Annotated in this window: 20 protein-coding genes and 2 tRNA genes; 6 read left to right on the top strand and 16 right to left on the bottom strand. The window is 33.0% G+C overall.

Annotated features, from left to right (window positions below; translation table 11 throughout):
- Positions 1-113: 113 nt before the first annotated feature.
- The 6 genes from ACWA1F_RS06610 to lon all read right to left on the bottom strand — a co-directional run bounded on the left by ACWA1F_RS06610 (position 114) and on the right by lon (position 7,188).
- Positions 114-1,487 carry a nucleoside permease gene (locus ACWA1F_RS06610; protein ID WP_456892643.1) on the bottom strand — a complete coding sequence of 458 codons (1,374 nt, stop codon included), beginning with the start codon at positions 1,485-1,487 and terminating at the stop codon, positions 114-116.
- 68 nt (positions 1,488-1,555) lie between these two features.
- Entirely contained in the window at positions 1,556-2,248 is a 693-nt protein-coding gene (cmk, locus tag ACWA1F_RS06605; protein ID WP_456892641.1) for a (d)CMP kinase, read from the bottom strand.
- A 40-nt stretch (positions 2,249-2,288) separates the two neighbouring features.
- A complete protein-coding gene (locus ACWA1F_RS06600) occupies positions 2,289-2,894 on the bottom strand; it encodes a murein L,D-transpeptidase catalytic domain-containing protein (RefSeq protein ID WP_456892639.1) in 606 nt (201 codons plus the stop codon).
- A gap of 25 nt (positions 2,895-2,919) precedes the next feature.
- Complete coding sequence (locus ACWA1F_RS06595; protein WP_456892637.1) at positions 2,920-3,522, bottom strand: murein L,D-transpeptidase catalytic domain-containing protein; 603 nt, start codon at positions 3,520-3,522, stop codon at positions 2,920-2,922.
- A gap of 4 nt (positions 3,523-3,526) precedes the next feature.
- Complete coding sequence (gene porQ / locus ACWA1F_RS06590) at positions 3,527-4,546, bottom strand: type IX secretion system protein PorQ (protein WP_456892635.1); 1,020 nt, start codon at positions 4,544-4,546, stop codon at positions 3,527-3,529.
- Positions 4,547-4,734: 188 nt separating this feature from the next.
- Positions 4,735-7,188 (bottom strand): endopeptidase La, encoded by a 2,454-nt coding sequence (lon, locus tag ACWA1F_RS06585; protein WP_306154877.1) that lies wholly within the window; start codon positions 7,186-7,188, stop codon positions 4,735-4,737.
- A 275-nt stretch (positions 7,189-7,463) separates the two neighbouring features.
- Here lon and ACWA1F_RS06580 point away from each other — a divergent pair, with 275 nt between their 5' ends.
- From ACWA1F_RS06580 to ACWA1F_RS06565, 4 genes are read left to right on the top strand one after another with little or no spacing between them, the layout of a single operon-like run.
- Positions 7,464-8,018: an RNA polymerase sigma factor gene (locus tag ACWA1F_RS06580; RefSeq protein ID WP_456892633.1), complete on the top strand. Its 555-nt coding sequence runs from the start codon at positions 7,464-7,466 to the stop codon at positions 8,016-8,018.
- Between the two features lie 14 nt (positions 8,019-8,032).
- A complete protein-coding gene (locus ACWA1F_RS06575) occupies positions 8,033-8,566 on the top strand; it encodes an anti-sigma factor (RefSeq protein ID WP_456892631.1) in 534 nt (177 codons plus the stop codon).
- On the top strand, positions 8,550-9,608 hold the full coding sequence (locus ACWA1F_RS06570; protein ID WP_456892629.1) for a hypothetical protein: 1,059 nt from the start codon (positions 8,550-8,552) through the stop codon (positions 9,606-9,608). The genes ACWA1F_RS06575 and ACWA1F_RS06570 overlap by 17 nt, the downstream gene beginning before the upstream one ends.
- Positions 9,609-9,628: 20 nt before the next feature.
- Complete coding sequence (locus ACWA1F_RS06565) at positions 9,629-10,348, top strand: head GIN domain-containing protein (RefSeq protein ID WP_456892627.1); 720 nt, start codon at positions 9,629-9,631, stop codon at positions 10,346-10,348.
- A 97-nt stretch (positions 10,349-10,445) separates the two neighbouring features.
- Here ACWA1F_RS06565 and ACWA1F_RS06560 read toward each other — a convergent pair whose 3' ends face one another.
- The 6 genes from ACWA1F_RS06560 to ACWA1F_RS06535 form a co-directional block, all read right to left on the bottom strand.
- The gene (locus ACWA1F_RS06560; RefSeq protein ID WP_456892625.1) at positions 10,446-11,771 is read right to left on the bottom strand and encodes an MFS transporter; all 1,326 of its coding nucleotides are present in this window, start codon (positions 11,769-11,771) and stop codon (positions 10,446-10,448) included.
- A 161-nt stretch (positions 11,772-11,932) separates the two neighbouring features.
- Positions 11,933-12,742, bottom strand: a complete 810-nt coding sequence (locus ACWA1F_RS06555; protein ID WP_456892623.1) for a M48 family metallopeptidase — start codon at positions 12,740-12,742, stop codon at positions 11,933-11,935.
- Between the two features lie 83 nt (positions 12,743-12,825).
- Positions 12,826-15,225 carry a glycoside hydrolase family 31 protein gene (locus ACWA1F_RS06550; protein ID WP_456892621.1) on the bottom strand — a complete coding sequence of 800 codons (2,400 nt, stop codon included), beginning with the start codon at positions 15,223-15,225 and terminating at the stop codon, positions 12,826-12,828.
- A 204-nt stretch (positions 15,226-15,429) separates the two neighbouring features.
- Positions 15,430-17,334 (bottom strand): 1,4-alpha-glucan branching protein GlgB, encoded by a 1,905-nt coding sequence (glgB, locus tag ACWA1F_RS06545; RefSeq protein ID WP_456892619.1) that lies wholly within the window; start codon positions 17,332-17,334, stop codon positions 15,430-15,432.
- Positions 17,335-17,407: 73 nt separating this feature from the next.
- Positions 17,408-18,688, bottom strand: a complete 1,281-nt coding sequence (locus ACWA1F_RS06540) for a glucose-1-phosphate adenylyltransferase (protein ID WP_306154868.1) — start codon at positions 18,686-18,688, stop codon at positions 17,408-17,410.
- Entirely contained in the window at positions 18,678-20,105 is a 1,428-nt protein-coding gene (locus tag ACWA1F_RS06535) for a glycogen synthase (protein ID WP_456892617.1), read from the bottom strand. Before ACWA1F_RS06535 ends, ACWA1F_RS06540 begins: the two co-directional genes overlap by 11 nt.
- Before the next feature lie 116 nt (positions 20,106-20,221).
- On the opposite strand from ACWA1F_RS06535, the gene ACWA1F_RS06530 reads away from it, so the two are divergent.
- Positions 20,222-21,079: an alpha/beta hydrolase gene (locus tag ACWA1F_RS06530; RefSeq protein WP_456892615.1), complete on the top strand. Its 858-nt coding sequence runs from the start codon at positions 20,222-20,224 to the stop codon at positions 21,077-21,079.
- A 56-nt stretch (positions 21,080-21,135) separates the two neighbouring features.
- On the top strand, positions 21,136-21,786 hold the full coding sequence (locus tag ACWA1F_RS06525; RefSeq protein WP_456892613.1) for an endonuclease III domain-containing protein: 651 nt from the start codon (positions 21,136-21,138) through the stop codon (positions 21,784-21,786).
- Here ACWA1F_RS06525 and ACWA1F_RS06520 read toward each other — a convergent pair whose 3' ends face one another.
- From ACWA1F_RS06520 to ACWA1F_RS06505, 4 genes are all read right to left on the bottom strand, one after another.
- Positions 21,787-22,221 carry a nuclear transport factor 2 family protein gene (locus ACWA1F_RS06520; RefSeq protein ID WP_456892611.1) on the bottom strand — a complete coding sequence of 145 codons (435 nt, stop codon included), beginning with the start codon at positions 22,219-22,221 and terminating at the stop codon, positions 21,787-21,789.
- 12 nt (positions 22,222-22,233) lie between these two features.
- Complete coding sequence (locus tag ACWA1F_RS06515; protein WP_456892609.1) at positions 22,234-22,686, bottom strand: DUF1569 domain-containing protein; 453 nt, start codon at positions 22,684-22,686, stop codon at positions 22,234-22,236.
- A 115-nt stretch (positions 22,687-22,801) separates the two neighbouring features.
- Positions 22,802-22,887: transfer RNA gene (locus tag ACWA1F_RS06510), tRNA-Leu, on the bottom strand.
- A 6-nt stretch (positions 22,888-22,893) separates the two neighbouring features.
- Positions 22,894-22,966, bottom strand: a tRNA-Phe gene (locus ACWA1F_RS06505).
- Positions 22,967-23,030: the final 64 nt, after the last annotated feature.

Raw genomic sequence — 23,030 nt, 5'->3', positions numbered from 1 at the left:
AAATAGAAAACCACAAAAGTTTCTGAAAATAGAAACTTTTGTGGCATTTTATATTTTATTAAAGTGTTTCTCTGTACTATTCTTAAATCTTTTTCATCTAAGAATTTAAAAAATTAATGACTCAAATTTTCAATCTCCTTTGGATCATGTTTATGTTTAAACAAAACAGCAAACGCAATTGCAATTACTAAAGCATAAATCGCAAATGAAAGCCAAATGGTATGCCAGTCTTTCATTAGAACTGGATTTGTAAAGACTCCGTCAGTAATTGTATTTCCTTGGCTTTTTACAAATTCAGCCATTTTTTCGTTAGAAGGATCTGTTTGTAAAAATCCAGCTAATTCTGTAGTGGTATTAAAAGATTTTGTAAAGAAACGATCAATTGCCCAGCCTGAAGTCAAACTTCCTAGAACTGCTCCAACTCCGTTGGTCATCATCATAAACAAACCTTGCGCAGAAGAACGAATTTTAGAATCGGTATTGCTTTCTACGAATAAAGAACCAGAAATATTAAAGAAATCAAATGCCATTCCGTAAACGATACATGATAAAATAATCATCCATAAACCATTTACAGGATCTCCAAACGCAAATAATCCGAAACGCAAAACCCAAGCCAGCATACTAATTAGCATAACTTGTTTGATTCCGAAACGTCTTAAGAAAAATGGAATCGCTAAAATAAACAATGTCTCAGAAACTTGAGAAATTGACATAATAATAGTCGAATACTGAATTACAAAGGAATCTGCATATTTTGGAAAATGTTTGAATTCATCCAAAAATACATCTCCGTAAGCGTTTGTCAATTGCAATGCTCCTCCTAAAAACATAGAAAACACAAAGAACAAAGCCATTTTGTAATTAGCAAACAATTTGAAAGATTCTAAACCAAAAGTTTCTATCCAAGTAGCATTTTCTTTAATTAAACGCTGTGGCTCACATTTTGGCAAAGTAAAAGCGTAAACTCCAAGAATTAAAGCTCCAATTCCAGCAATATAAAACTGGTACTCTGTCGCTTTACTTCCGCTTAAATTGGTGATCCACATCGCAACAATAAAACCAATTGTTCCCCAAACGCGAATTGGCGGGAAATCTTTTACGATGTTTTTATTGTTTAATTTAAGTGAAGTATACGATATCGAATTACTCAAAGCAATTGTTGGCATATAACAGCACATTGCCAAAAGCATTACAATAATAAAAGTATCTGGCGTTGTAACTTGTGCAATTCCAAATAAAACTACTGCATATAAAATATGAAGAACTCCATATAATTTTTCAGCGTTTACCCATCTGTCGGCAATAATTCCGGTTAATGTAGGCATAAATAAAGAAGCAATTCCCATGGTTCCAAATACTAAACCAAATTGTGTTCCTTCCCAATTTTTGGTTCCAAACCAATAATTTCCAATTGTGATAAGCCAAGCTCCCCAAACAAAAAATTGAAGAAAGCTCATAAAAATCAACCTGTTTTTAATTCCCATATAATGAAATTGTCTTTAAAGTAAAATGAAGCGGTAAAACTACCATTAAAAATAATATCTGCAAAAAATTATATCGTTTTAACAACATCATTCACTAATTCTAAAACAGCTGTAAATTGTTCTTCTTTATTTAAGTAAGAATTATCAATCTCAATTGCGTCGTAGGCGATTATTAGAGGAGAATCTTCACGATGCGTATCCATGTAATCTCTATCAACTACATTTTTCAAAACTTCTTCATAAGACACATTATCTCCTTTTTGTTGCAATTCATCAAAACGTCTTTGCGCGCGTGTTTCTGCACTTGCCGTCATGAAGATTTTCAATTCAGCGTTAGGGAAAACCACCGTTCCAATATCTCTTCCATCCATCACTATAGCTTTATTCGTTCCCATTTCTTGCTGTTGTTCTACCAACTTCGCACGAACCTCTGAAACGGCAGCAACTGTGCTCACAAAATTAGAAACTTCAATAGTTCTAATTTGTTTTTCGACATTTTCACCATTCAAATACATTTCAGCAAAGCCTAAATCAGCATTAAATCTAAACTCTAATTTTATATCTGCCAATGCTTCAATCAAAGCCTCTTTTTTAAAGAAGTCTGCATTTATCAAATCATGCTGCATAGCAAAATAAGCTACTGCACGGTACATCGCTCCAGTATCTACATAAACATATTCTAACTCTTTTGCCAATTGTTTGGCAAGAGTACTTTTTCCTGTAGATGAAAATCCGTCGATAGCAATGGTAATTTTTTTCAATTTTTTATTTTTTAATTTTTTATTCTTTTAAAGACTGGTGCTAGTAATAAATGCTCATCAAAATATCTGACTCAGAACTATCAATTAGGTGTGATATTCTATCAAAATATTTTTTATTTACCATTGGGCAGCCAAAACTATTGCAAATGTAGCCATCTTTCTCCTTATATGGAACATCATAATAGTAATGAAAAACGATATCGCGCTTAAAAGCATTATTATTGGTTTCGTCTAATCCATACAACCTATAAGCCTTTCCGAATTTGCCATAATAGGAATTTCCAATAGAATATTTTCCTAATGAAGTACTTAAAGAATTTGGGACATTGCTAAAACGAAGTTTCCCTTTAACACCAGTTTCAGAACCAGAGCCATGAGCCACCAAACCTTTATCAATAATTTTATTTGTTTTTAAATCATAGACAAAAAATCTATTCTTTCCTGAAGGAATCTTCATGTCGACAAAGAAGGCGATTTGGTTATTATAGCCAGGATTTTGATTTATCAGTTTTTTTACTGCTCTAATTTGAGATTCAATTCGTTTATTATCAGAAGATAGTGAACCAATTTCTTTAACATCATAAAACAATAAATATGCAGCAGAAAGCACCAGAATAAAAAGAAATACAATTATTACTTTTTTCATTGGTTTAAGACTCAAAAAAAACTAATTAATAGTAAATATCCATAAGAATATTAGATTTAGAATTATCTATAATCTTTTCTATTCTTTTAAAAAACTGTTCATTAATCATCGGACATCCATGACTATTGCTTATGTAGTAATCTTGCTCTTCATAAGGAACCGCAGAATAATGGTGCAGTACAATGGCTCTTTTCAAAGCATTATTATTCGTTTCTTCTAAGCCAGCCAATCGATACGCTTTTCCAAAAATACCTTTATATGTTTTTCCAATAGCATATCTGCCTAGAGAAGTGCAGTTAGAATTTGGAGCATTACTAAATTTTAATACTCCCCTTACTCCTGTTTCTGAGCCAGAACCGTGCGCCACAAGTCCTTGATCGATAACTTCATTTTTCTGTAAATCGTAAACAAAAAAGCGATTCTTACCTGAAGGAACTTTCATATCAATAAGAAATGCAATTTTTTGATTGTATTTAGGATCAGCACCAATCATGCTTTTAATGCTAGTGATTCTGCTGTTAATTCTTTCCAATTCTACAGTAGAAATAGCTTCTTCTTCTTTAAAAGAAAGTTTAGATCCCGTAAAAAAGCTTACTGTCATAAACAAAACCAAATAAAACAGTTTCATGCAGTTATTGAAAATTTAATGTTAAACCAAAAAGACTTGTATTAGCCGCCAAAGTATATCTAGAATACGAATAGTTAAATCTTAACTTATTCATTTTTAAACCAAAACCTAATGAAACTCCAGAAAAATTACGCTGTTCTTCTACCCTCAATTCCTCACCTCTTCTAAAATTATATCCGATTCGAAAATTAAATGCTTTTTTAGGAAAAAGTTCAACACCAAAAGTCACATGTCGCAAAGCATTGTTTACAAAAGACACTTTTTCATCGCTTGTAGATCCGTCGATGTTGGTTTCTCCGCGAACAGGATTCGAAAAAGAGATATTCCACTGCTGTAAATTCTCCAGTGTAAGATGCCAGCGAATGGGTACATGCTCTAATTCTTGTGAAATACCTGCAACGATCTCAAATGGAAGATTTTCTTTAATTCCTGAATAAGTTGTGAATTGTGTTCCCATGTTTCTAAAAACAAGAGCAAAATTGAGATCATTTCTTACGTCTACATACAAAAAGCCTAAATCGGCTGCGCCACCTATAGAATTATATGTTTCTAAAGATGATGTAATTAGTTTTGCGTTCGCTCCAATGTAGAAATCGGTAAACGGAATATTGTATGCATATCCGAGTGATAACGCACCTTCACTTCCAGTAAAGTTAGAAGTTGCCTGTCCGTTTTCGTCGTAACCTTCAAATGTACCGTAATTCACATAGGTAACTCCCGCGTAAAAAGTCTGCAGATGCCTGTCATATGTATAAGCATACGACGCTGTGCCATAAGAGGCTTCACCATAATAACTTCCGTAATTTAATGCCAAATGATTGTCCATGTCTGCGTTTATAAGAGCGGGGTTAGACATGGCCTGATTAACATCTTCGTCATATATTGTAATAACGTCTCCTCCTAATGCTGCTTGCCTTGGCGAAGTGGTTAGGTTTAAAAATTGGTAGGTGTAGCGCCCTCCGACTTGTCCGAAAGAAGACGAACAAATTAAGATTATAAAAAATAAACCAACTTTTTGAAGCATTTGTTTTTGGCGGCACCTATATGGCAATAACGCAATTGCAAATATAAAATTATATAACACCAAAAAAATAAATTATTGCATCAAATAAATTCTTAGAAAATTCCAATAAAAAAATCCAAATTCCAAACTGCCTGTTGAGCAAATTGGAATTTGGATTTTAAAAATATTTGAAAGTTAACTTTTGAAAGTTATTTCAGTTCTTTAGCGTTTTTTACTTTCTGATCTGTTAAAGCGATAGCTAAAACTTCGCTCATTTCTTTCACATAATGAAAACTCAAACCTTCTAAGTATTCTGCTTTTATTTCGTCAATATCACTTTTGTTTTCATGACAAAGAATAATTTCTTTGATACCAGCTCTTTTTGCTGCCAAGATTTTTTCTTTAATACCACCAACTGGCAATACTTTTCCACGAAGGGTGATCTCTCCTGTCATAGCAAGACTTTTCTTGATTTTTCTCTGAGTTAAAAGAGAAACTAACGAAGTAAGCATAGCAATACCAGCACTTGGTCCGTCTTTTGGAGTTGCTCCTTCTGGAACGTGCAAGTGAATATTATATTTCTGGAAAAGCTCAGTGCTAACACCTAATTTCTTAGCATTTGCTTTAATATATTCTAACGCAATTGTGGCAGATTCTTTCATTACAGTTCCCAAATTCCCTGTAATTGTTAGAGCTCCTTTTCCTTCCGAAATTAAAGATTCGATAAACAAAATATCACCACCAACACTTGTCCAAGCTAAACCTGTTACAACACCGGCAACATCATTATTTTCGTATTTATCTCGTTCTAATCTAGGCACACCTAAAATAGCTACAATATCTTCGTCGGTTACTTTTTTGTTGTACTCCTCTTCCATTGCTACAGATTTTGCAGCATTTCTGATTACTTGAGCAATTTTAGTTTCTAAATTACGAACACCAGATTCACGTGTATAGCCTTCTACAATTTTTTCCAATTGCTTTTTACCAATTGTCAAATCTTTAGATGTTAAACCGTGAGCTTCTAATTGTTTTGGAAATAAATGTCTTTTAGCAATTTCAACTTTTTCTTCAATCGTATAGCCTGACATTTTGATTACTTCCATTCTGTCACGCAAAGCCGGCTGAATAGCTCCCATGTTATTTGAAGTAGCAATAAACATTACTTTAGATAAATCGTAACCCATTTCAAGGAAATTATCATAAAAAGCATTGTTTTGCTCTGGATCTAAAACCTCCAATAAAGCTGAAGACGGATCGCCACTATTTCCACTTGACAATTTATCAATCTCATCTAAAATAAATACCGGATTTGAAGTTCCTGCTTTTTTCAAACTTTGAATGATACGCCCTGGCATAGCTCCAATATACGTTTTTCTATGTCCGCGAATCTCTGCTTCGTCACGTAAGCCTCCAAGAGAAATACGAACATACTCACGGCCTAAAGCTTCTGCTACAGAACGCCCAATTGATGTTTTACCAACTCCAGGAGGCCCAGTTAAACAGATAATTGGCGATTTCATATCATTTCGCAATTTTAAAACTGCCAAATGCTCGATCATTCTTTTCTTCACTTCGTCAAGTCCAAAGTGATCTTTATCTAAAATTTTCTGTGCATGTTTTAAATCGAATTTATCTTTAGAATATTCGCCCCAAGGCAATTCTAAAAACAGCTCCAAGTAATTTCTCTGAATTCCAAAATCAGGAGATTGCGGATTCATACGACGCATTTTTGACAATTCTTTTTCGAAATGTTTCTGCGTCTTTTCGTCCCACTTTTTAGTTTTAGCTTTCAGCCCCATTTCGTCCATTTCCTCTTCCTGAGAAACACCACCCAATTCTTCTTGAATGGTTTTCATTTGCTGGTGAAGGAAATATTCTCTTTGCTGCTGGTCTAAATCAAAACGCACTTTTGACTGAATATCGTTCTTCAATTCTAATTTTTGAAGTTCAACATTCATATAACGTAAAGTCTCTAAAGCACGCTCTTTTAATCCATTAATTGATAAAAGACCTTGTTTTTCTTTTACGGATAAATTCATATTAGAAGAAACAAAATTGATCAAGAATGATTGGCTTTCAATATTCTTAATCGCAAAAGTAGCCTCCGAAGGAATATTTGGGCTTTCTTTAATAATTTGTATCGCTAATTCTTTTACCGAATCTAAGATTGCAGTAAATTCAGAATCGTTTTCATCTGGACGTTCTTCGGCAACTTCTTTTATAGTTGCTGTCATGTATGGTTCTTCTAAAACAACTTCGTCAATTTCGAAGCGTTTTTTTCCTTGAAGAATAACCGTAACGTTACCGTCAGGCATTTTTAGGACACGTAAAATACGCGCCACAGTTCCTACTTTATGAATATCATCTTTTGACGGATCTTCGTCTTCTTCATTAATTTGAGAAACTACACCAATTATTTTTCCGCCTGCATTCGCATCATTAATCAGTTTGATAGACTTATCTCTTCCTGCAGAAATCGGGATAACAACTCCTGGAAATAAAACGGTGTTGCGTAAAGGTAAAATTGGAAGCGAAACAGGAAGTTCTTCATTATTCATTTCCTCCTCGTCTTCTGGAGTCAACAATGGAATTAATTCTGCCTCTGAATCGAATTCTTGAAGTGACAGATTGTCAATAGTAAGTATTTTATGGTTTGACATAATAAAATATAAGTCTTTTTGTCATTAAATTTTTTGCACTATCTATAAACATTGTATTGCTTATTGAAGTTTAACTGAAAAACCGTTTTGTTTTTCAATTACAAGATAGGCCATAAAAATAGACAATCATTATGCCAAAAGCAAAAGAAGTCAGGTCTAAAAAAATATATTTTCACTTTTCATTTCATCCGAATTAAAAAAAAATAAAATTAATTTTATAAAAGTGTAACAAAGAAAAAAAAGTACTGTCCTTATTTAAAACCAAAAGCCACTACTTGAGTATAAATAACCTAAATATCGAAGAATTGATTGCGCTTTGTAAAAGCAACAATCAGAAAGCGCAATTCGAAATATACAATCGCTATTGTAAAGCGATGTATAATGTGGCTTTTCGTATTGTAAAAGACGAACATTTTGCACAAGACGTCATGCAGGAAGGTTTTTTAAAGGCTTTTACAAAAATCAATGACTATAAACAAGAAGTGGCTTTTGGAGCATGGTTAAAAAAAATAATCATCAATTATAGCATCGATTTTTACAAGAAAAACAATTCTTTTCATGTAGAAGATTTAAGTAAACAGCTTTATAAAATTGAAGAAAATGACGGAATTATTTCTGAAAATATTGACTTAAACTCGCTAAAAGTAAAACAGGTTTTGGATACCATTTTGCAGCTGAAAGATAATTACAGAATGGTGCTCACGCTTTTTTACATAGAAGGTTATGATCAAGAAGAAATCTGCGAAATTTTAAACATCACTTATGCAAATTGCAGAACGACCTTGAGCAGAGCCAAAGACAGTTTGAGAAAAAAATTGGAAGAGATATAAAATGAATTGGAATTATGAAAAATGAAAAAGACAATTTAGACGAATTATTCAACAGATTTGAAAACCAATGGGATATTCAGGAATTAAATCCTGACCATCAAATGGATTTTCTACAAAAATTAAACAAAAAAGAACCTAAGAAAAGATATTGGGTCGCAACCGCTATTGCCGCTTCGATTGTATTAATGCTTGGAATATCTCTTTTTTATAAAAATGAAAAACCAAAAGAATTCAAATTTGCTTCTAAAGAAACTAAACGCACCGATTCTATTTTCAATATTCTAATTGACAACGAACTGGTTAAATTGAAAGAGAAAAGCTCGCCAGAAAATCAGCAGATTATTAATGATGCCATGAACCAGATGAAAACTTTTGATGCTGACTATCAGAAAATAATAAATGAACTGCAAAAAAATGGAGAGAACAAACAAATTATTTATGCGATGATTAGCAATCTCCAAACGCGAATTTCTTTTTTGCAAACCGTTTTGAAAAGAATTGAAGACAATGAAAAACTAAAAAACAACTCTAATGAAAAAACACTATAACTTACTAATCTTACTTCTTTTGATTCCTTTTTTAGGGTTTTCAAACGACGACACTTTTATAACTAAACAAAAAAATATTAAAAAGACCTATATCGTAAATTCAAATGCCGGAATCGATATTGAAAATAAATATGGCAGTATCACTGTAACAACGTGGGATGAAGACAAGATTGATCTCGATATTACAATCAAAGTGAATGGACCAAATGAAAATTGGGTAAACGAACGATTAAACAGCATTGATGTTGAAATTACTGCTCTTAAAGGATTGGTTTCTGCGGTAACAACACTTGGAAATTCTACTCTTAAAAGCAAAGGAAGCAACAATAGTTTTGAAATTAATTATGTGATTAAAATTCCGAAAAACGGGTCGATTAAACTGGCGAATAAATATGGTAATATTTCGGTACCAATTGCAGAGTCTTCTACAGAAATTGACTGCAAATATGGTAAAGTCACTTTGGGAAAATTAAACGGATCTAATAATCAAATCTCAATTCAATATTGCCAAAGTTCAAGCATCGATTACATAAAAGCAGGAAATGTTGATGCTAGATATTCGAATCTTAAAATTAATGATTCTGGTAATTTGAATCTAAATGCAAATTATACAGATGTCAACCTTAATGATGGTCAAAACATTAAAGCTGATTGTAGTTACGGAACATTTAAGTTTCAAAAAATCAACTCTTTAAGCGGATCTGGTAATTATTTAACTTTTATTATTGGAGAAATTTCAAGTAACTTTAGCTACGATACCAATTACAGCAAAATCAGTATTGGAACTGTAAATGAAAGAGCTGGAAATATCACAATAAACTCAGGATATACGGATATCAATATTGGTTACGTACCAAATTATGCTTTTGATTTTGATATTTCAGCCAGATATTCGAACATTAAACATGATAATTCTTTAGACATTTCTGTTTCTGAGGTTAAGAGCAACAGCAAAAGAATTGCAGGTTTCTACAAGAAAAAAGGACAGAATAAAATCAATATTAATTCGAACTATGGAAATATTTCGCTAACAAAAAATTAATCATCTAAAAAATCAAAACAATGAAAAAGTCAATTTTATTACTAGCATTTGCAACGCTTTTTGTAGGCAGTTTAAATGCGCAAAACAAACTTCAAGGAAATGGAAAAGTAGTTACAGAAACTAGAACTACTGGAGATTACGACGGAATTAAAATTTCAGGCTTCTTTGATGTTGATTTAGTTGCTGGAAAAGAAGGCAAAATTACTATCAAAGGAGAAGAAAATCTATTGTCTGCCATCAAAGTTGAAGTGGAAGATAATTCATTAAAAATTTACATTGAAAAGTTTACAAACATTAGAACGAGTTCTGGTAAAAACATTCAGATTACGGTTCCTTTCGAAAAAATCTCTGAATTGAGTTTAGCTGGTTCTGGAGATATTCAATCGAAAGACGTAATCAAAAATGAGAAGTTTTTAGTTAAATTGTCTGGTTCGGGAAATTTTACTTTACCAGTTGATACTAATAATTTAGAACTAAATGTAAGCGGTTCTGGTAATGTACGTTTAAAAGGAACTGCTGATAATTTCTCTGCTAAACTTTCTGGCTCTGGGGGCATAGATGCAGCCGATTTGAAGTCGAAAAATGTTGAAGCAAATGTTTCTGGATCAGGAAACAGTAAAGTGGCTTGCGATGAAAGTTTAACGGCAAGAGTTTCTGGTTCTGGAAACATTAGATATGTGGGAAATCCTGAAAAAAGAGATGTTAAAGTTTCGGGATCTGGAAGTATTTCGAAAAGCTAATTTCATTCAAAAAAAAAATATCACGAATTACAAAATAATCATCAATCAAATAATAATCCTTGCAATTCGTGATATTGTTATTATAACGACGTTTCAATTAGTTTGAAACGTCTTTTTTATGTACTCTTCTTAAAAGGAAAATAGCCGTTATAAAGAATATGGCCAAAATTACAATTGCTGCACGCGGACTTCCTGTAATTTGATCGATAATTCCGTAAACACACATTCCAATTACAATTCCTACTTTTTCTGCAACATCATAAAAACTAAAAAAGGAAGTCGTATCTTCTGTTTCTGGAAGCAGTTTCGAATAAGTTGAACGAGACAAAGCTTGAATTCCTCCCATAACTAATCCCGCAACTGTTGCCATAATATAAAAATGAATTGGCAAAGTAATAAAGAATGCAAGCGCACAAAATACAGCCCAAATCGCATTTATAAAAATCAAAGTAGGAACGTTACCAAATTTCTCTGAAGCTCTAGAAGTCAATATAGCTCCTACAACAGCTACCAACTGTATTATTAAAATACAAATAATTAATCCGATTGTGCTTTGTTCTTTTGTTTCCCATTGAATTTCTTGCGCACCAAAATAAGTTGCTACAAGCATTACAGTTTGTACTGCCATACTAGAAACAAAAAAACCTCCTAAATATCTTTTTAAAGGAATATTTTGCTGAAGTAGAACCCAAACCTTTTTCAATTCTTTAAAACCATTGAAAACAACAGATTTTGTCAATTTTTGACCACTTCCTTTGCTTCCTTTTGGCAAATAATAATAAGTATATTGGCTAAATAAAATCCACCATACACCGACCATAATAAAAGAATAACGCATTGCTTTCATTGCTGCCTCACCATCTGTTCCTGTAATTCCAAAAAGTTTTGGTTTCATGATCATTGCTAGATTGATAATCAGCAAAATAACACTTCCAACATATCCTAAAGAATATCCTTTTGCACTAATTCTATCTTGCTGCTCTTCAAAAGCAATATCTGGAAGGTATGAATTGTAAAAAACTAAACTTCCCCAATAGCCAAGCAATCCTAAAAAGTAAAATAAAAGTCCAACATAAATGTTATCTAAGTCAAACCAATATAATCCCATACAAGATAAGGCTCCTAAATAGCAGAAAAATTTCATGAAGGATTTTTTATTCCCAACATAATCGGCAATACCAGATAATAAAGGCGAAATAAAAGAAACCACTAAAAACGCCGCAGCAGTAATAAAACTAATTAAAGCCGAGTTTTTAAGATGCATACCGAAAACATCGATATAATGATCGCGGTCGCTGAATAAAGCTTCGTAAAAAATTGGAAATACAGCAGAGGCAATAGTCAAAGTATAAACTGAATTTGCCCAATCATAAAACGCCCAGGCATTTAAAAGCTTCTTATCTCCTTTTTGTAGGTTTTTCATAGAAATGGTTTTGTTAAATAGGCTACGAATTTATCTATTTTTTATGATAAACAAATAGAAATTCTTTAAATCGTATATTATTAAATTATGAATTACATTATAGCAAAAAAGCCATTCAAAAATGAATAGCTTTTAAGTATATTTTTCTTGCAGTATCTGCATTATTTGATAGTTCCTACTTTAAGCGCAATTGCTCTTGCTTCTGGAATTAAGGCTTTAATATTCGCAATTCTAGTAGCATCAGAAGGGTGCGTGCTCATAAATTCTGGTGTTGAAGCTCCGCCTGATTTTGCAGACATTCTTGTCCAAAACGCAATCGCATCATCTGGATTATATCCTGCAATTGCCATTAAAGTTAAACCAATTTTGTCTGCCTCACTTTCGTTACTTCTGCTAAAAGGAAGCATTACTCCCACTTCTGTTCCCATACCGTAGGCTTGCGAGAAAATTTCTCTTGTTTGTGCTGTTTTGTTTGCTGTTGCAGCATCTAAAACCGCTCCTCCTATTTGCTGCAATTGAGCTGCACTCATTCTCTGCGCACCATGATTGGCTAAAGCGTGAGAAACCTCATGCCCCATAACCGTTGCCAGACCAGATTCGTTTTGTGTTATAGGCAATATTCCTGAGTAAACCACAATTTTTCCTCCAGGCAAACACCAAGCATTAACTTCTTTATTATCAACCAGTTTATACTCCCAGCGATAATCTTTTAAATATTGTGATTGTCCTAAATAAGTCAGATATTTTTCGGCTGCCAATTTAATTTTCAACCCAACATTTTCAACAAGTTTCGCATCTGCTGTACCAGTAATAACTTTGTTTTCAGACAAAAAAGTACTGTATTGCTGAAAAGAAGTTGGAAACAATTCGTTATTTGAAACAAAATTCAAGTTTTGTTTTCCAGTAATTGGGTTTGTTGCGCATGCCATCACAAGTGCAGCAAAAGCCCCTAAAAACATATATTTTTTCATAATTCTAGCTATTTTCTAGCAAAAATACGATTAAAAAAAATAAAATATTTTACACAATAAGTCAAAAAAATATCAAAATTTAACTACTCTCCTACAATGTGAAGTTCATTAAACTCTTTATCAACTATTAAGAAATTATTTTGCTCAAAACTAATTTTATCAAACTCAATTTTTTCGTTGTCAATTTCAATTTCAGAAACTTTAAAAGGCAGTCCGATAAGGTTTATTTTGTACTTGCTGTAAGGCGTTGTATATTTTCCTTCTTTATGAAGCTGAATAATAAGTTCTTTCTCTTTTCCAGTGTTTCTTAACGATAAATAACTATAACGTCCTTTTTTATAATCGTAACCATCTTGCGCATCTTCATAAACAGCTGACTGTTCTTTTCCGTTTTTATAATAAACATCCAGCGTTAGTTCATCAAATTCTATTTCGCCTACATACTGCTGAACTGGATATTTCGGAATAATTGCTCCTGCTTTTATGAAAACCGGAATTTCGTCAAATTTAGTATCAATCCAGATCTCTCTTCCTCCAATAAACAATTCATTTGTCCAATAGTTATACCATTCGCCTCTAGGAATATACATACGTCTACCTACAGCATTAGGTTCAAGTATTGGGCACACTAATATCTGGTTTCCAAAGATAAATTCATCATTTCTATAATGTGTCTGAGTATCGTCTTGATCAAAATAAACCAATGGTTTTAGCATCGGAATTCCCTCTTCGATATACTGCCAAAACATGGTATATAAATAAGGAAGCAATTGGTAACGAAGGCTCACAAATTTTCTAGTGATATTGATTACTTCTTCGTCAAAAGCCCAAGGTTCCTGATTTCCGTGATCTCCAGAAGAATGCGTTCTGCAAAAAGGATGAAAAACGCCTAATTGAATCCAGCGAGCGTATAATTCTCCTGTTGGCTGTTCTGCAAATCCCCCGATATCAGAGCCTGTAAATCCCATTCCCGAAATTGACAATCGTTGCACCTGAATATTTGCAAGCCACAAATGTTCCCAAGTTGCCACGTTATCGCCTGTCCATGAAGAAGTATAACGCTGTGCTCCAGCATAAGCCGATCTTGTAATTACAAATGGTCGTTTTGGATAAGCAAATCGTTTTACACCATGATAAGTAGCTCTCGCCATCTGCGTGCCGTAAATATTATGTGCTTTTCTATGACTGCAAGGATTTCCGTCATAAATATGGCGTACATCCATCGGGAAAGTTTTATTCGGCACTTCCATTACAGCAGGTTCGTTCATGTCATTCCAAACTCCCTTTACCCCAATATCTGCAACTAATTCTTTAAATAATCCTGCCCACCATTCTCTAACTACGGGATTTGTATAATCTGGGAAATTGCATTCTCCTGGCCAAACTTTCCCTTTCATATAAGGTCCATCGGCTCTTTTGCAGAAATAATCTTTTTCTAAAGCCTCTTTATAAACCCAATAATCTTTATCGATTTTAATTCCGGGGTCAATAATTACAACGGTTTTAAAACCATCTTCGGCTAATTCAGCAACCATTCTTTTTGGATCAGGAAAATAGTTTTTATTCCATGTAAAACATCTAAAACCATCCATATAATCGATGTCCAAATAAATAGCGTCACAAGGAATCTGCAGTTCTCTAAATTTCGAGGTAATTTCTTTGACTTTGCTTTCAGGATAATAACTCCATTTGCACTGATGGTATCCTAAAACCCAAAGTGGCGGTAATTCTGGTTTACCTGTTAAATCTGTATATGTTGTGACAACATCTTGCATTTGAGGCCCATAGACAAAATAATAATTCATTTCGCCACCTTCAGCCCAAAAACTGGTAACGTTTCTTCTTTCCTGACAAAAATCAAAAAACGTTCTAAATGTATTATCGAAAAATATACCGTACGATTGTTTGTTATGCAATCCGATATAAAATGGAACTACTTTATAAAGAGGTTCCTGATCTTTCTGATACGCATATTGATCTGTAGCAAAATTTTCTAGTCTTTTGCCTTTAAGATTCATCTGAGTTGCTTTATCGCCAAGACCGTAATAACATTCGCCATCTTTAGCATATTTACTCATTTTTACAATATTTCCGCCATATTCATAGCTTTCTTCCCAATGAAAACCAAGTTCATCTTCAAGAATTAGAAAATCGTTTAAATCATAAATAGAAAGACGAAGATCTGCCTTTTGTATTTTGCATTTTACTTTACTTGTTCTAATTTGAAAGTAGCTTTCTTCTTCTGTAACTTCTAGAAAATTGTAACCATGAAGCTGGGTTTTATCAATAGCATACGAAAAATCGTTGCTAAAATATCCTTTTGTAGTAAAACGAAATCGGATTAAACTGTCACGAAGAATAGTGACTTTTAAGATTACTTTGTTATCCGTATTAAAGAAAATAGAATCTCCTTCATGTTCATAAGAGATAATTTTTGATGGATATAAATCGCCTTTGTATTCTAATGATGTGTTTGTAATCATATCTCAAATGAATTAATTTATAACATTTTCCTTCTAATCAAACATACAAAAAAAGTTCATAACACCCTATGAATAAAAGGTTTATTAACGAAAACGTTTTTTCTGAACGACTTTCAAATTACCAAACAAAAAATCAACAATTTGATAATTTTGAAACGATAAAATGATAAAATCTTACTCTCAAAAAATGATATCAGAATTTTATTAAACCAAAGAATACACAGTTACACCTAAAGGCGGTAAAATTAATTCAACAGAAAAATCTCTTCCATCATAAGCTATTGCATCCACTTTTATTGTTTTTGGATTTTCTGTTCCGCTTCCGCCGTAAATCTTGGCATCACTATTAAAAATCTCCTGCAAAGTGCCTTTTTTAGGAATGCCAATTCTATAATTTTCTCGAACAACTTGAGTGAAGTTGCAGACTACGATTAAATTCTCATCTGGATTATTTCCTTTTCGAATATAGGATAAAATAGCATTCTGATGATCTGAATAGTTGATCCATTCAAAACCATCGCCTCTAAATTGCTTTTCATACAATGCTGGCTGCGATTTATACAATTGATTCAAATCTGTAATCAATCTCTTTATTCCAAAGTGAAAATCATATTGCAGCAAATGCCAGTCTAAACTTTGTTCAAAATTCCATTCATTGGTCTGAGCAAATTCAGCACCCATAAACAGAAGTTTTGTTCCAGGATGCGTAAACATATACCCGTACAATAATCTCAAATTGGCAAAACGCTGCCACTCGTCGCCAGGCATTTTATAAATAAGAGATTGTTTGCCATAAACCACTTCATCATGAGAAAACGGAAGCATGAAGTTTTCAGTAAAGGCATACGTCATCGAAAAAGTCAAATCATTTTGATGATACTTTCTATAAACGGTTTCTTTCTGAAAATACTTTAAAGTGTCGTGCATCCAACCCATCATCCATTTCATTCCAAACCCTAACCCCCCAAAAGAAGTCGGTCTTGAAACCATCGGGAATGAAGTACTTTCTTCTGCAATAGTTTGAACTCCACTAAAATTAGAATATATTACTTCATTAAATTCTTTAAGAAAACTTATCGAATCAAGATTTTCTCTTCCTCCAAAAATGTTGGCTTCCCATTCGTCATCTTTTCGAGAATAATCCAGATAAAGCATTGACGCTACAGCATCAACTCTAAGTCCGTCGATATGATAATTTTGAAGCCAAAAAACAGCATTACTTATTAGAAAGGCACGAACTTCATTTCGTCCGTAATTAAAAACCAAACTTTTCCAATCTGGATGATATCCTTTTCTGCGATCTGGATGTTCATATAAATGCGAACCATCAAAATAACCTAAGCCATGTGCATCGTCTGGAAAATGCGACGGAACCCAATCTAAAATTACACCAATACCCTCTTGATGCAGTTTATCTACCAAGACCATAAAATCCTGTGGTTTTCCAAAACGGGAAGTTGGTGCAAAATATCCTGTCAACTGATAGCCCCATGAAGGATCATAAGGATATTCCATAATCGGCATGAATTCTACATGCGTAAAACCAGTTTCTTTGACATATTTTACCAAATCATCAGCAAGTTCGAGATAAGTCAAAAAACGATTATGATCTGCTCTTTTCCAAGACCCTAAATGCACTTCGTAAACCGAATATGGCTTATCTAAAGCATTAAAATCTTGACGATTCTGCATCCAATTTTCATCTTTCCACTTATAATCCAAATCCCAGACTACAGATGCGGTGTGCGGCGGTTTTTCGCAGTAACGCGCAAAAGGATCGGCTTTTTCAGTAATTACACCATTTATATTAGATTGAATCTTGTATTTATAAAGCGCTCCTTTTGAAATCTCAGGAATAAACCCTTCCCAAATTCCAGAAGAATCCCAACGAACATTTAAAAGATGTTCTCCTTGTGTCCAATAATTAAAATCGCCAACAACCGAAACCGAATGGGCCGTAGGAGCCCAAACAGCAAAGTAAACGCCTTTTACCCCATCAACTTCGACTAAATGTGCTCCAAGTTTTTCATATAATCTGAAGTGTTTTCCAGCTTTGAATAAATCGATGTCAAAGTCGGTAAAAAGAGAATGTGGGATTACTTTACTCATATGTTGTTTTCTAGAATAATTGGATTTGGAATTTGGAATTTTTAAATTATTTTTTTTTTTTGATTTTATTCTTTTACTCTATTCTAAAATTGTCTGAAAGCGTAACGCCTTTTTTGATGACCACAATTCCGTCTTTTATACTGTACAATTCATTGGTAAAATTATCCAAATGCTTTCCGCCGCTAATATGAACATTGTTTCCAATACGCACATTTTTATCGATAAGAGCATTATTAATAAAGCAGTTTTCTCCAATACCAACATGTATTTTATTAATACTGCTTTCGTAATTCATTTCATCCAAATCCTGATAGAAATCGTTACCCATGACATAACAGTTCTCCAAAACAGTACCCTCGCCAATTCTAGAGCGGATACCAATTACAGAACTTTTAATCTCTTTCGCATTAATAATACAACCTTCAGAAATCAAAGATTGATTTATAATTGAATTTCTAAACTTAGAAGGCGGTAATAATCGCGGTCTTGTAAAGATTTTATTTTCGTTATCGAACAAATTAAACTCTGGAATATCTGCAGTTAAGCCAATATTAGCTTCAAAAAAGGATTCAATATTTCCGATATCTGTCCAATATCCTTCGTACTGATAGCTTAAAATTTTATGTTTCCCAACAGCTTGTGGAATAATTTCTTTACCAAAATCTTTCGTTTCAGGATCAGCCATCAATTCTTCCAAAAGAGGCTTATTAAAAATATAAATTCCCATTGAGGCAAGATATTTTTTGCCTTTTTCTTGCATTTGTTCGCTCACTTCAGATTCCCAATCTGGCAATAGTGACGCGTGCGGTTTTTCTATAAAAGCTTCAATAACACTTTCATGGTTCGTTTTTAGAATTCCAAATTCTGGAGCATCTTTAGCATTTACGGGTAAAGTTGCAATAGAAATTTCGGCATCAGCAGCGATATGAGCTTCGAGCATTTCATTAAAATCCATCTGATACAGCTGATCTCCAGAAAGAATCAACGCATGATCAAAATCGTGTTTTAAAAAATGTGACATGCATTGTCTAACTGCGTCTGCCGTTCCCTGAAACCATGTTGGATTATCAGGAGTTTGTTCTGCTGCCAAAATATCAACAAAAGACTGGCTGAAAATGCTAAAATTAAAAGTGTTCTTAATGTGAGCATTTAGAGAAGCAGAATTAAATTGTGTCAAAACAAATATTTTAAAAATATCAGAATTGATGCAATTAGAAATCGGAATATCGACCAAACGATATTTTCCTCCAATCGGAACTGCTGGTTTTGATCTTGTTTCTGTCAATGGAAATAAACGTGAACCTTGTCCACCTCCTAAAATAATGGCAACTACATTTTTCTTTTTAAATTTCATTTTGCTGAATTATTAAGTTGTATATTTCGATATATTCTTGGCAAACACTTTCCCAGGAATGATCGGCTGTCATTCCTCTTTTTAAAACTTTATTAAAATTCATTCTATCTTCATACAACCTAACCGCACGATTTATTGAATAGCAAATGTCGGCTACAGAAGCTTGATCGTGACAGACTCCATTTCCTTCATCTCCAAAATCAACAACCGTGTCTCTTAACCCTCCAGTTCTTCTAACAATCGGAATTGTCCCGTAACGCATGGCATACATCTGATTTAAGCCGCATGGTTCAACTCTAGAAGGCATTAAAATATAATCTGAACCCGCATAAATCAAATGCGCTAAATTTTCATTATAACCTATAAATACATTGTAATTTCCTTTATAATCATTTCTCAGCTGAGTTAACTGCGATTCAATTTCTGAATTTCCTGATCCTAAAATCAGAATATTAATTTCCTCAAAATGTTCCGACAAAGCTAAAGCAGAAGCATGCGGCAGCAAATCGCCTCCTTTTTCTTCAAATAATCTTCCAATAAAACTAAATAATGGTTTTGAAGGATCTAAGTCAAACTCTTCACACAATTTTTCTTTATTTTTTCTTTTGCCTATTTCGAAATCATCAATAGAATAGTTTTCAGCAATCATTTGATCTTTAGCTGGATTCCACACCTCAATATCAATTCCGTTTAAAATTCCCTTAGATTTATGTCGAACCGAGTTAAACAATGATTCTAATCCATTTGCTGAAATATTAATTTCATTTAAATAACTTGGTGAAACCGTAGTCACAGCATTCGCGCATTTAATACCTACAGCGAGAGAATTTATAGAATTGCTCCATTCTAAAAACCCAACATGTTTCAAGTCAAACTCTGGCAAATAATACAGTTTATCAAAGCCAAACCATCCCTGATATAATCCATTATGTATTGTAATAACCGTTTTTATATTCTTTAAACTTTCATATTTATAAGCAAACTGAAGCAAAAACGGAATAACACCTGTGTGATGATCATGACAATTGATAATGTCTGGAACTTGATTTCGAGCTAGAATCCAATCGAGGGTCGCAATCTGAAAAGATAAAAATCTTTCTATATCGTCCTCATAACCATAAACATTCGGACGATTAAATAACTCATTAATTTCTATTAGATATAATTCAAAACCTAGCTTATCTGTTTTTTCTTTTAAGACGCTAAACGGAAAATTAAAACTTCCTAACTTAACACTTCCCCAATGTACACATTCAAAATCATTTTCATTTTTGAACTTTGTGTCATAACAAGGAAGTACAACCCTAACATTATGCCCTGCAGATTGCTGATATTTAGGCAATGCCCCAACGACATCACCCAAACCGCCAACCTTTGCTACTGGATAACATTCTGCACTAATATGAAATATTTCCATTTCAGAAATTAATTTATGATTATATATAAGCAGCAATCATTTATTACTACTTTTATGCTTTTTTAAATTTAGCAAAAAAACAAGCAAAATCCTTCCTTTAAATAAGTTTTATTGAAATGGCAAAAAAGGCAACCAATCCTACTAAATCATTAAAAATTCCTAAGATTATTATAATTTCTGCGAAAATCTGCGCTTTTATATCTACAAAATTAGTCACAAAATTTGCTGCAAAGATTTTCACAACACCAATAAAACATAAAGTTCCGAAACGTGAATTAGAAATGGATTCCAAAAGCATTCAAAAATTAATTCATGTTCCTGCAATTGATAAAAGTGTAGTTACATATTCATTTGGGCAAAGTGAGCGCAAAGTATTATTAGTTCACGGCTGGTCTGGAAGAGGGACTCAGCTCTTTAAAATTGCCGATGAGCTTTTGGCTAATGGCTATTCTACAATTAGTTTTGATGCACCAGCACACGGAAAATCAGAAGGCAAAACGACAATAATGTCGGAGTTTATAGCTTCTATTTTAGAAATAGAAAAACAATTTGGTCCTTTTGAAATTGCAATCGGACATTCATTAGGTGGAATGTCGGTTCTTAACGCTATTAAAGACGGACTTAAGGCGGGAAAAGCAGTAGTTATTGGAAGCGGAGATATTGTTCAGGATATCTTAGATGAATTTACTTTTAAATTGGGCTTAAAGAAAGAAATTAGCTGTCGTCTTAGAGATGAATTTGAAAATAAATACCAAGTTAAAATGGATGATTTTTCGGCTTACAGAGCAGCTCAGAAAATAAAAATTCCTGTTTTAGTAATGCATGATAATGACGATCCAGAAGTTTCTGTGAAAGCTGGAATTCATATACATGAAAACTTGGAAAATGGAACTTTGTATTTAACCGAAGGACTAGGCCACAGAAAAATTCTAGGAAATCACAGCGTTATTAAAAAAATTCTTGAGTTTATTTAAAATTCGTAAATTTATAATGCAAAAACCTAGTTTTCAATATTTTAATTTTGAACGAAATGGATTTATTTGGTGAGACTTCGGATTGGGAAATAAAATTAAAACCCATTTTAAAAAAATATAAAGGAAAAAAGCATCCTTTAGAATACGAAAACACATATCAATTACTTGTTATGGTGATCCTATCTGCACAAGATTCAGATGCTAATATAAATAACATAGCTCCGATTTTATTCGAAAAATATCCAACGTTAAAAAGCATTTCAAAAACCGATTTAGAAACTTTTACAACTTACATCACTAAAGTCCGAAATCATTCTACAAAAGCAAAATGGATTTTAGAAATTGCAAATACTATTAAAGACGATAAAGATATTCCACTAACAATGAGCGGATTGACAGCTTTAAAAGGTGTGGGAAGAAAATCTGCAAATGTTATCCTGAGAGAAACCAATAAACCTGCCGAAGGAATTATTGCTGATTTACATGTCATCAGAGTCTCTCCAAGAATTGGAATTGTAAAAGAAAATAAAGACGGAAATAAAATTGAGAAAGATTTAATGCAGGTTCTTCCAAAAAGTATTTGGTCTGAAATTGGAATGGCAATATCTTTTTTAGGCAGAGAAACATGCAGACCCAAACCAAAATGTCCTGAATGTCTTTTGACTGATATTTGTTTATATTACAATACCGAAATACTTAAAAATTAATTATTTTCTTCTTGTATCGATTATATAAATAATCTTCCACGAATCTTTTTCTTTAAACAGTGTAAAAGCATTTACTCCAGTATGGCTTAGTTTATCATTTATGTAAAATTCGTAAGGAGTCCAAACATGAGCCATTGTTCCATCAATTTGAATGTTATAACTCAATATTTTTTCTTGAAATTTTATATTTGAAGGAATTGATGCGATAGATTTATAAAATTCTTTCGCACTTTCATTAGAAAGTCTATTTTCTTTAGCTGCACTTTCACTAATAGATTGCAAAATCATTTTGTCTGAGCATACTAATTTAATCTTTGCAGAATCGCGCTGATGAAATCCTTCGAAAAAAGATTCAATACATTTTTGCGCATCTTCTTTTTGAGCATAAGAAGAAATTCCTAAAAGCAGAAAAAAAATAATTGTATAAATTCTCATAGCTATAAAGTTTTAAACTCCAAATTGTGAAAAATGATGATCCAAATGTTTAGCAAACATATTATTCCATTCTTTTGAAGATAATTTTCCAAAAGAAAGAGATTCTTTTCCTTCAAATTCACTTTCGCCCAAGCTTTGGGTCTTATTGATGTAATTAATGAGTCTATTTTTTTCAAGATCAAAATCTCGATCACCTTTAACAATAAACTGTGGAGCCGTTTTAATATTTCTAGAATAAGGAGTATCGCCTACAACTGCTTTTTTAGCTAATGTCTTTAAAAGAAATCTCATAAAAGCATTTGGTTTCGCATGAATATCATCAAATACCATTTCATACGTCACATTACAATGTGCCAACATCTGATCTACCGACATTTTGCCCCAAAGCGGTTTTGAATCGGGCTCAAGCTGATTGATTCTATTTATAAATTGATCACAATCTTCTTTAAGAAAAACATTTTGCATAGTTAAACGATATTATGGTTAGCAAGAATAGTGAAGTAAAAATATAAAATTTAGTGATTTATCTAAATTTTAGGCAAAAAAAAACTTCAATTAGCTTTTGCTAATTGAAGTTTTGTACTCAGAGCGGGACTTGAACCCGCACGAACATTGCTGTTCACTGGATTTTAAGTCCAGCGTGTCTACCAATTTCACCATCCGAGCATGATGTGGTACCTCCAGGGATCGAACCAGGGACACATGGATTTTCAGTCCATTGCTCTACCATCTGAGCTAAGGTACCATATTGCTTATATTTCTATAAGCAAAAGTTAGAATAAAAAACCCCGTTATGAAACAGGGTTTTT

The sequence above is a fragment of the Flavobacterium erigeronis genome (assembly GCF_054075165.1).
The sequence above is the reverse complement of the archived record's forward strand: the minus strand, read 5'-3'. Positions and strand labels throughout refer to the sequence as shown.

Coding starts and splice junctions, on each gene's coding strand:
- ACWA1F_RS06610 (WP_456892643.1), bottom strand. CDS start 1,487: ATGGGAATTAAAAACAGGTTGATTTTTATGAGCTTTCTTCAATTTTTT.
- ACWA1F_RS06600 (WP_456892639.1), bottom strand. CDS start 2,894: ATGAAAAAAGTAATAATTGTATTTCTTTTTATTCTGGTGCTTTCTGCT.
- ACWA1F_RS06595 (WP_456892637.1), bottom strand. CDS start 3,522: ATGAAACTGTTTTATTTGGTTTTGTTTATGACAGTAAGCTTTTTTACG.
- porQ (WP_456892635.1), bottom strand. CDS start 4,546: ATGCTTCAAAAAGTTGGTTTATTTTTTATAATCTTAATTTGTTCGTCT.
- lon (WP_306154877.1), bottom strand. CDS start 7,188: ATGTCAAACCATAAAATACTTACTATTGACAATCTGTCACTTCAAGAA.
- ACWA1F_RS06575 (WP_456892631.1), top strand. CDS start 8,033: ATGAAAAATGAAAAAGACAATTTAGACGAATTATTCAACAGATTTGAA.
- ACWA1F_RS06570 (WP_456892629.1), top strand. CDS start 8,550: ATGAAAAAACACTATAACTTACTAATCTTACTTCTTTTGATTCCTTTT.
- ACWA1F_RS06565 (WP_456892627.1), top strand. CDS start 9,629: ATGAAAAAGTCAATTTTATTACTAGCATTTGCAACGCTTTTTGTAGGC.
- ACWA1F_RS06560 (WP_456892625.1), bottom strand. CDS start 11,771: ATGAAAAACCTACAAAAAGGAGATAAGAAGCTTTTAAATGCCTGGGCG.
- ACWA1F_RS06555 (WP_456892623.1), bottom strand. CDS start 12,742: ATGAAAAAATATATGTTTTTAGGGGCTTTTGCTGCACTTGTGATGGCA.
- ACWA1F_RS06550 (WP_456892621.1), bottom strand. CDS start 15,225: ATGATTACAAACACATCATTAGAATACAAAGGCGATTTATATCCATCA.
- glgB (WP_456892619.1), bottom strand. CDS start 17,334: ATGAGTAAAGTAATCCCACATTCTCTTTTTACCGACTTTGACATCGAT.
- ACWA1F_RS06540 (WP_306154868.1), bottom strand. CDS start 18,688: ATGAAATTTAAAAAGAAAAATGTAGTTGCCATTATTTTAGGAGGTGGA.
- ACWA1F_RS06535 (WP_456892617.1), bottom strand. CDS start 20,105: ATGGAAATATTTCATATTAGTGCAGAATGTTATCCAGTAGCAAAGGTT.
- ACWA1F_RS06530 (WP_456892615.1), top strand. CDS start 20,222: ATGGCAAAAAAGGCAACCAATCCTACTAAATCATTAAAAATTCCTAAG.
- ACWA1F_RS06525 (WP_456892613.1), top strand. CDS start 21,136: ATGGATTTATTTGGTGAGACTTCGGATTGGGAAATAAAATTAAAACCC.
- ACWA1F_RS06520 (WP_456892611.1), bottom strand. CDS start 22,221: ATGAGAATTTATACAATTATTTTTTTTCTGCTTTTAGGAATTTCTTCT.
- ACWA1F_RS06515 (WP_456892609.1), bottom strand. CDS start 22,686: ATGCAAAATGTTTTTCTTAAAGAAGATTGTGATCAATTTATAAATAGA.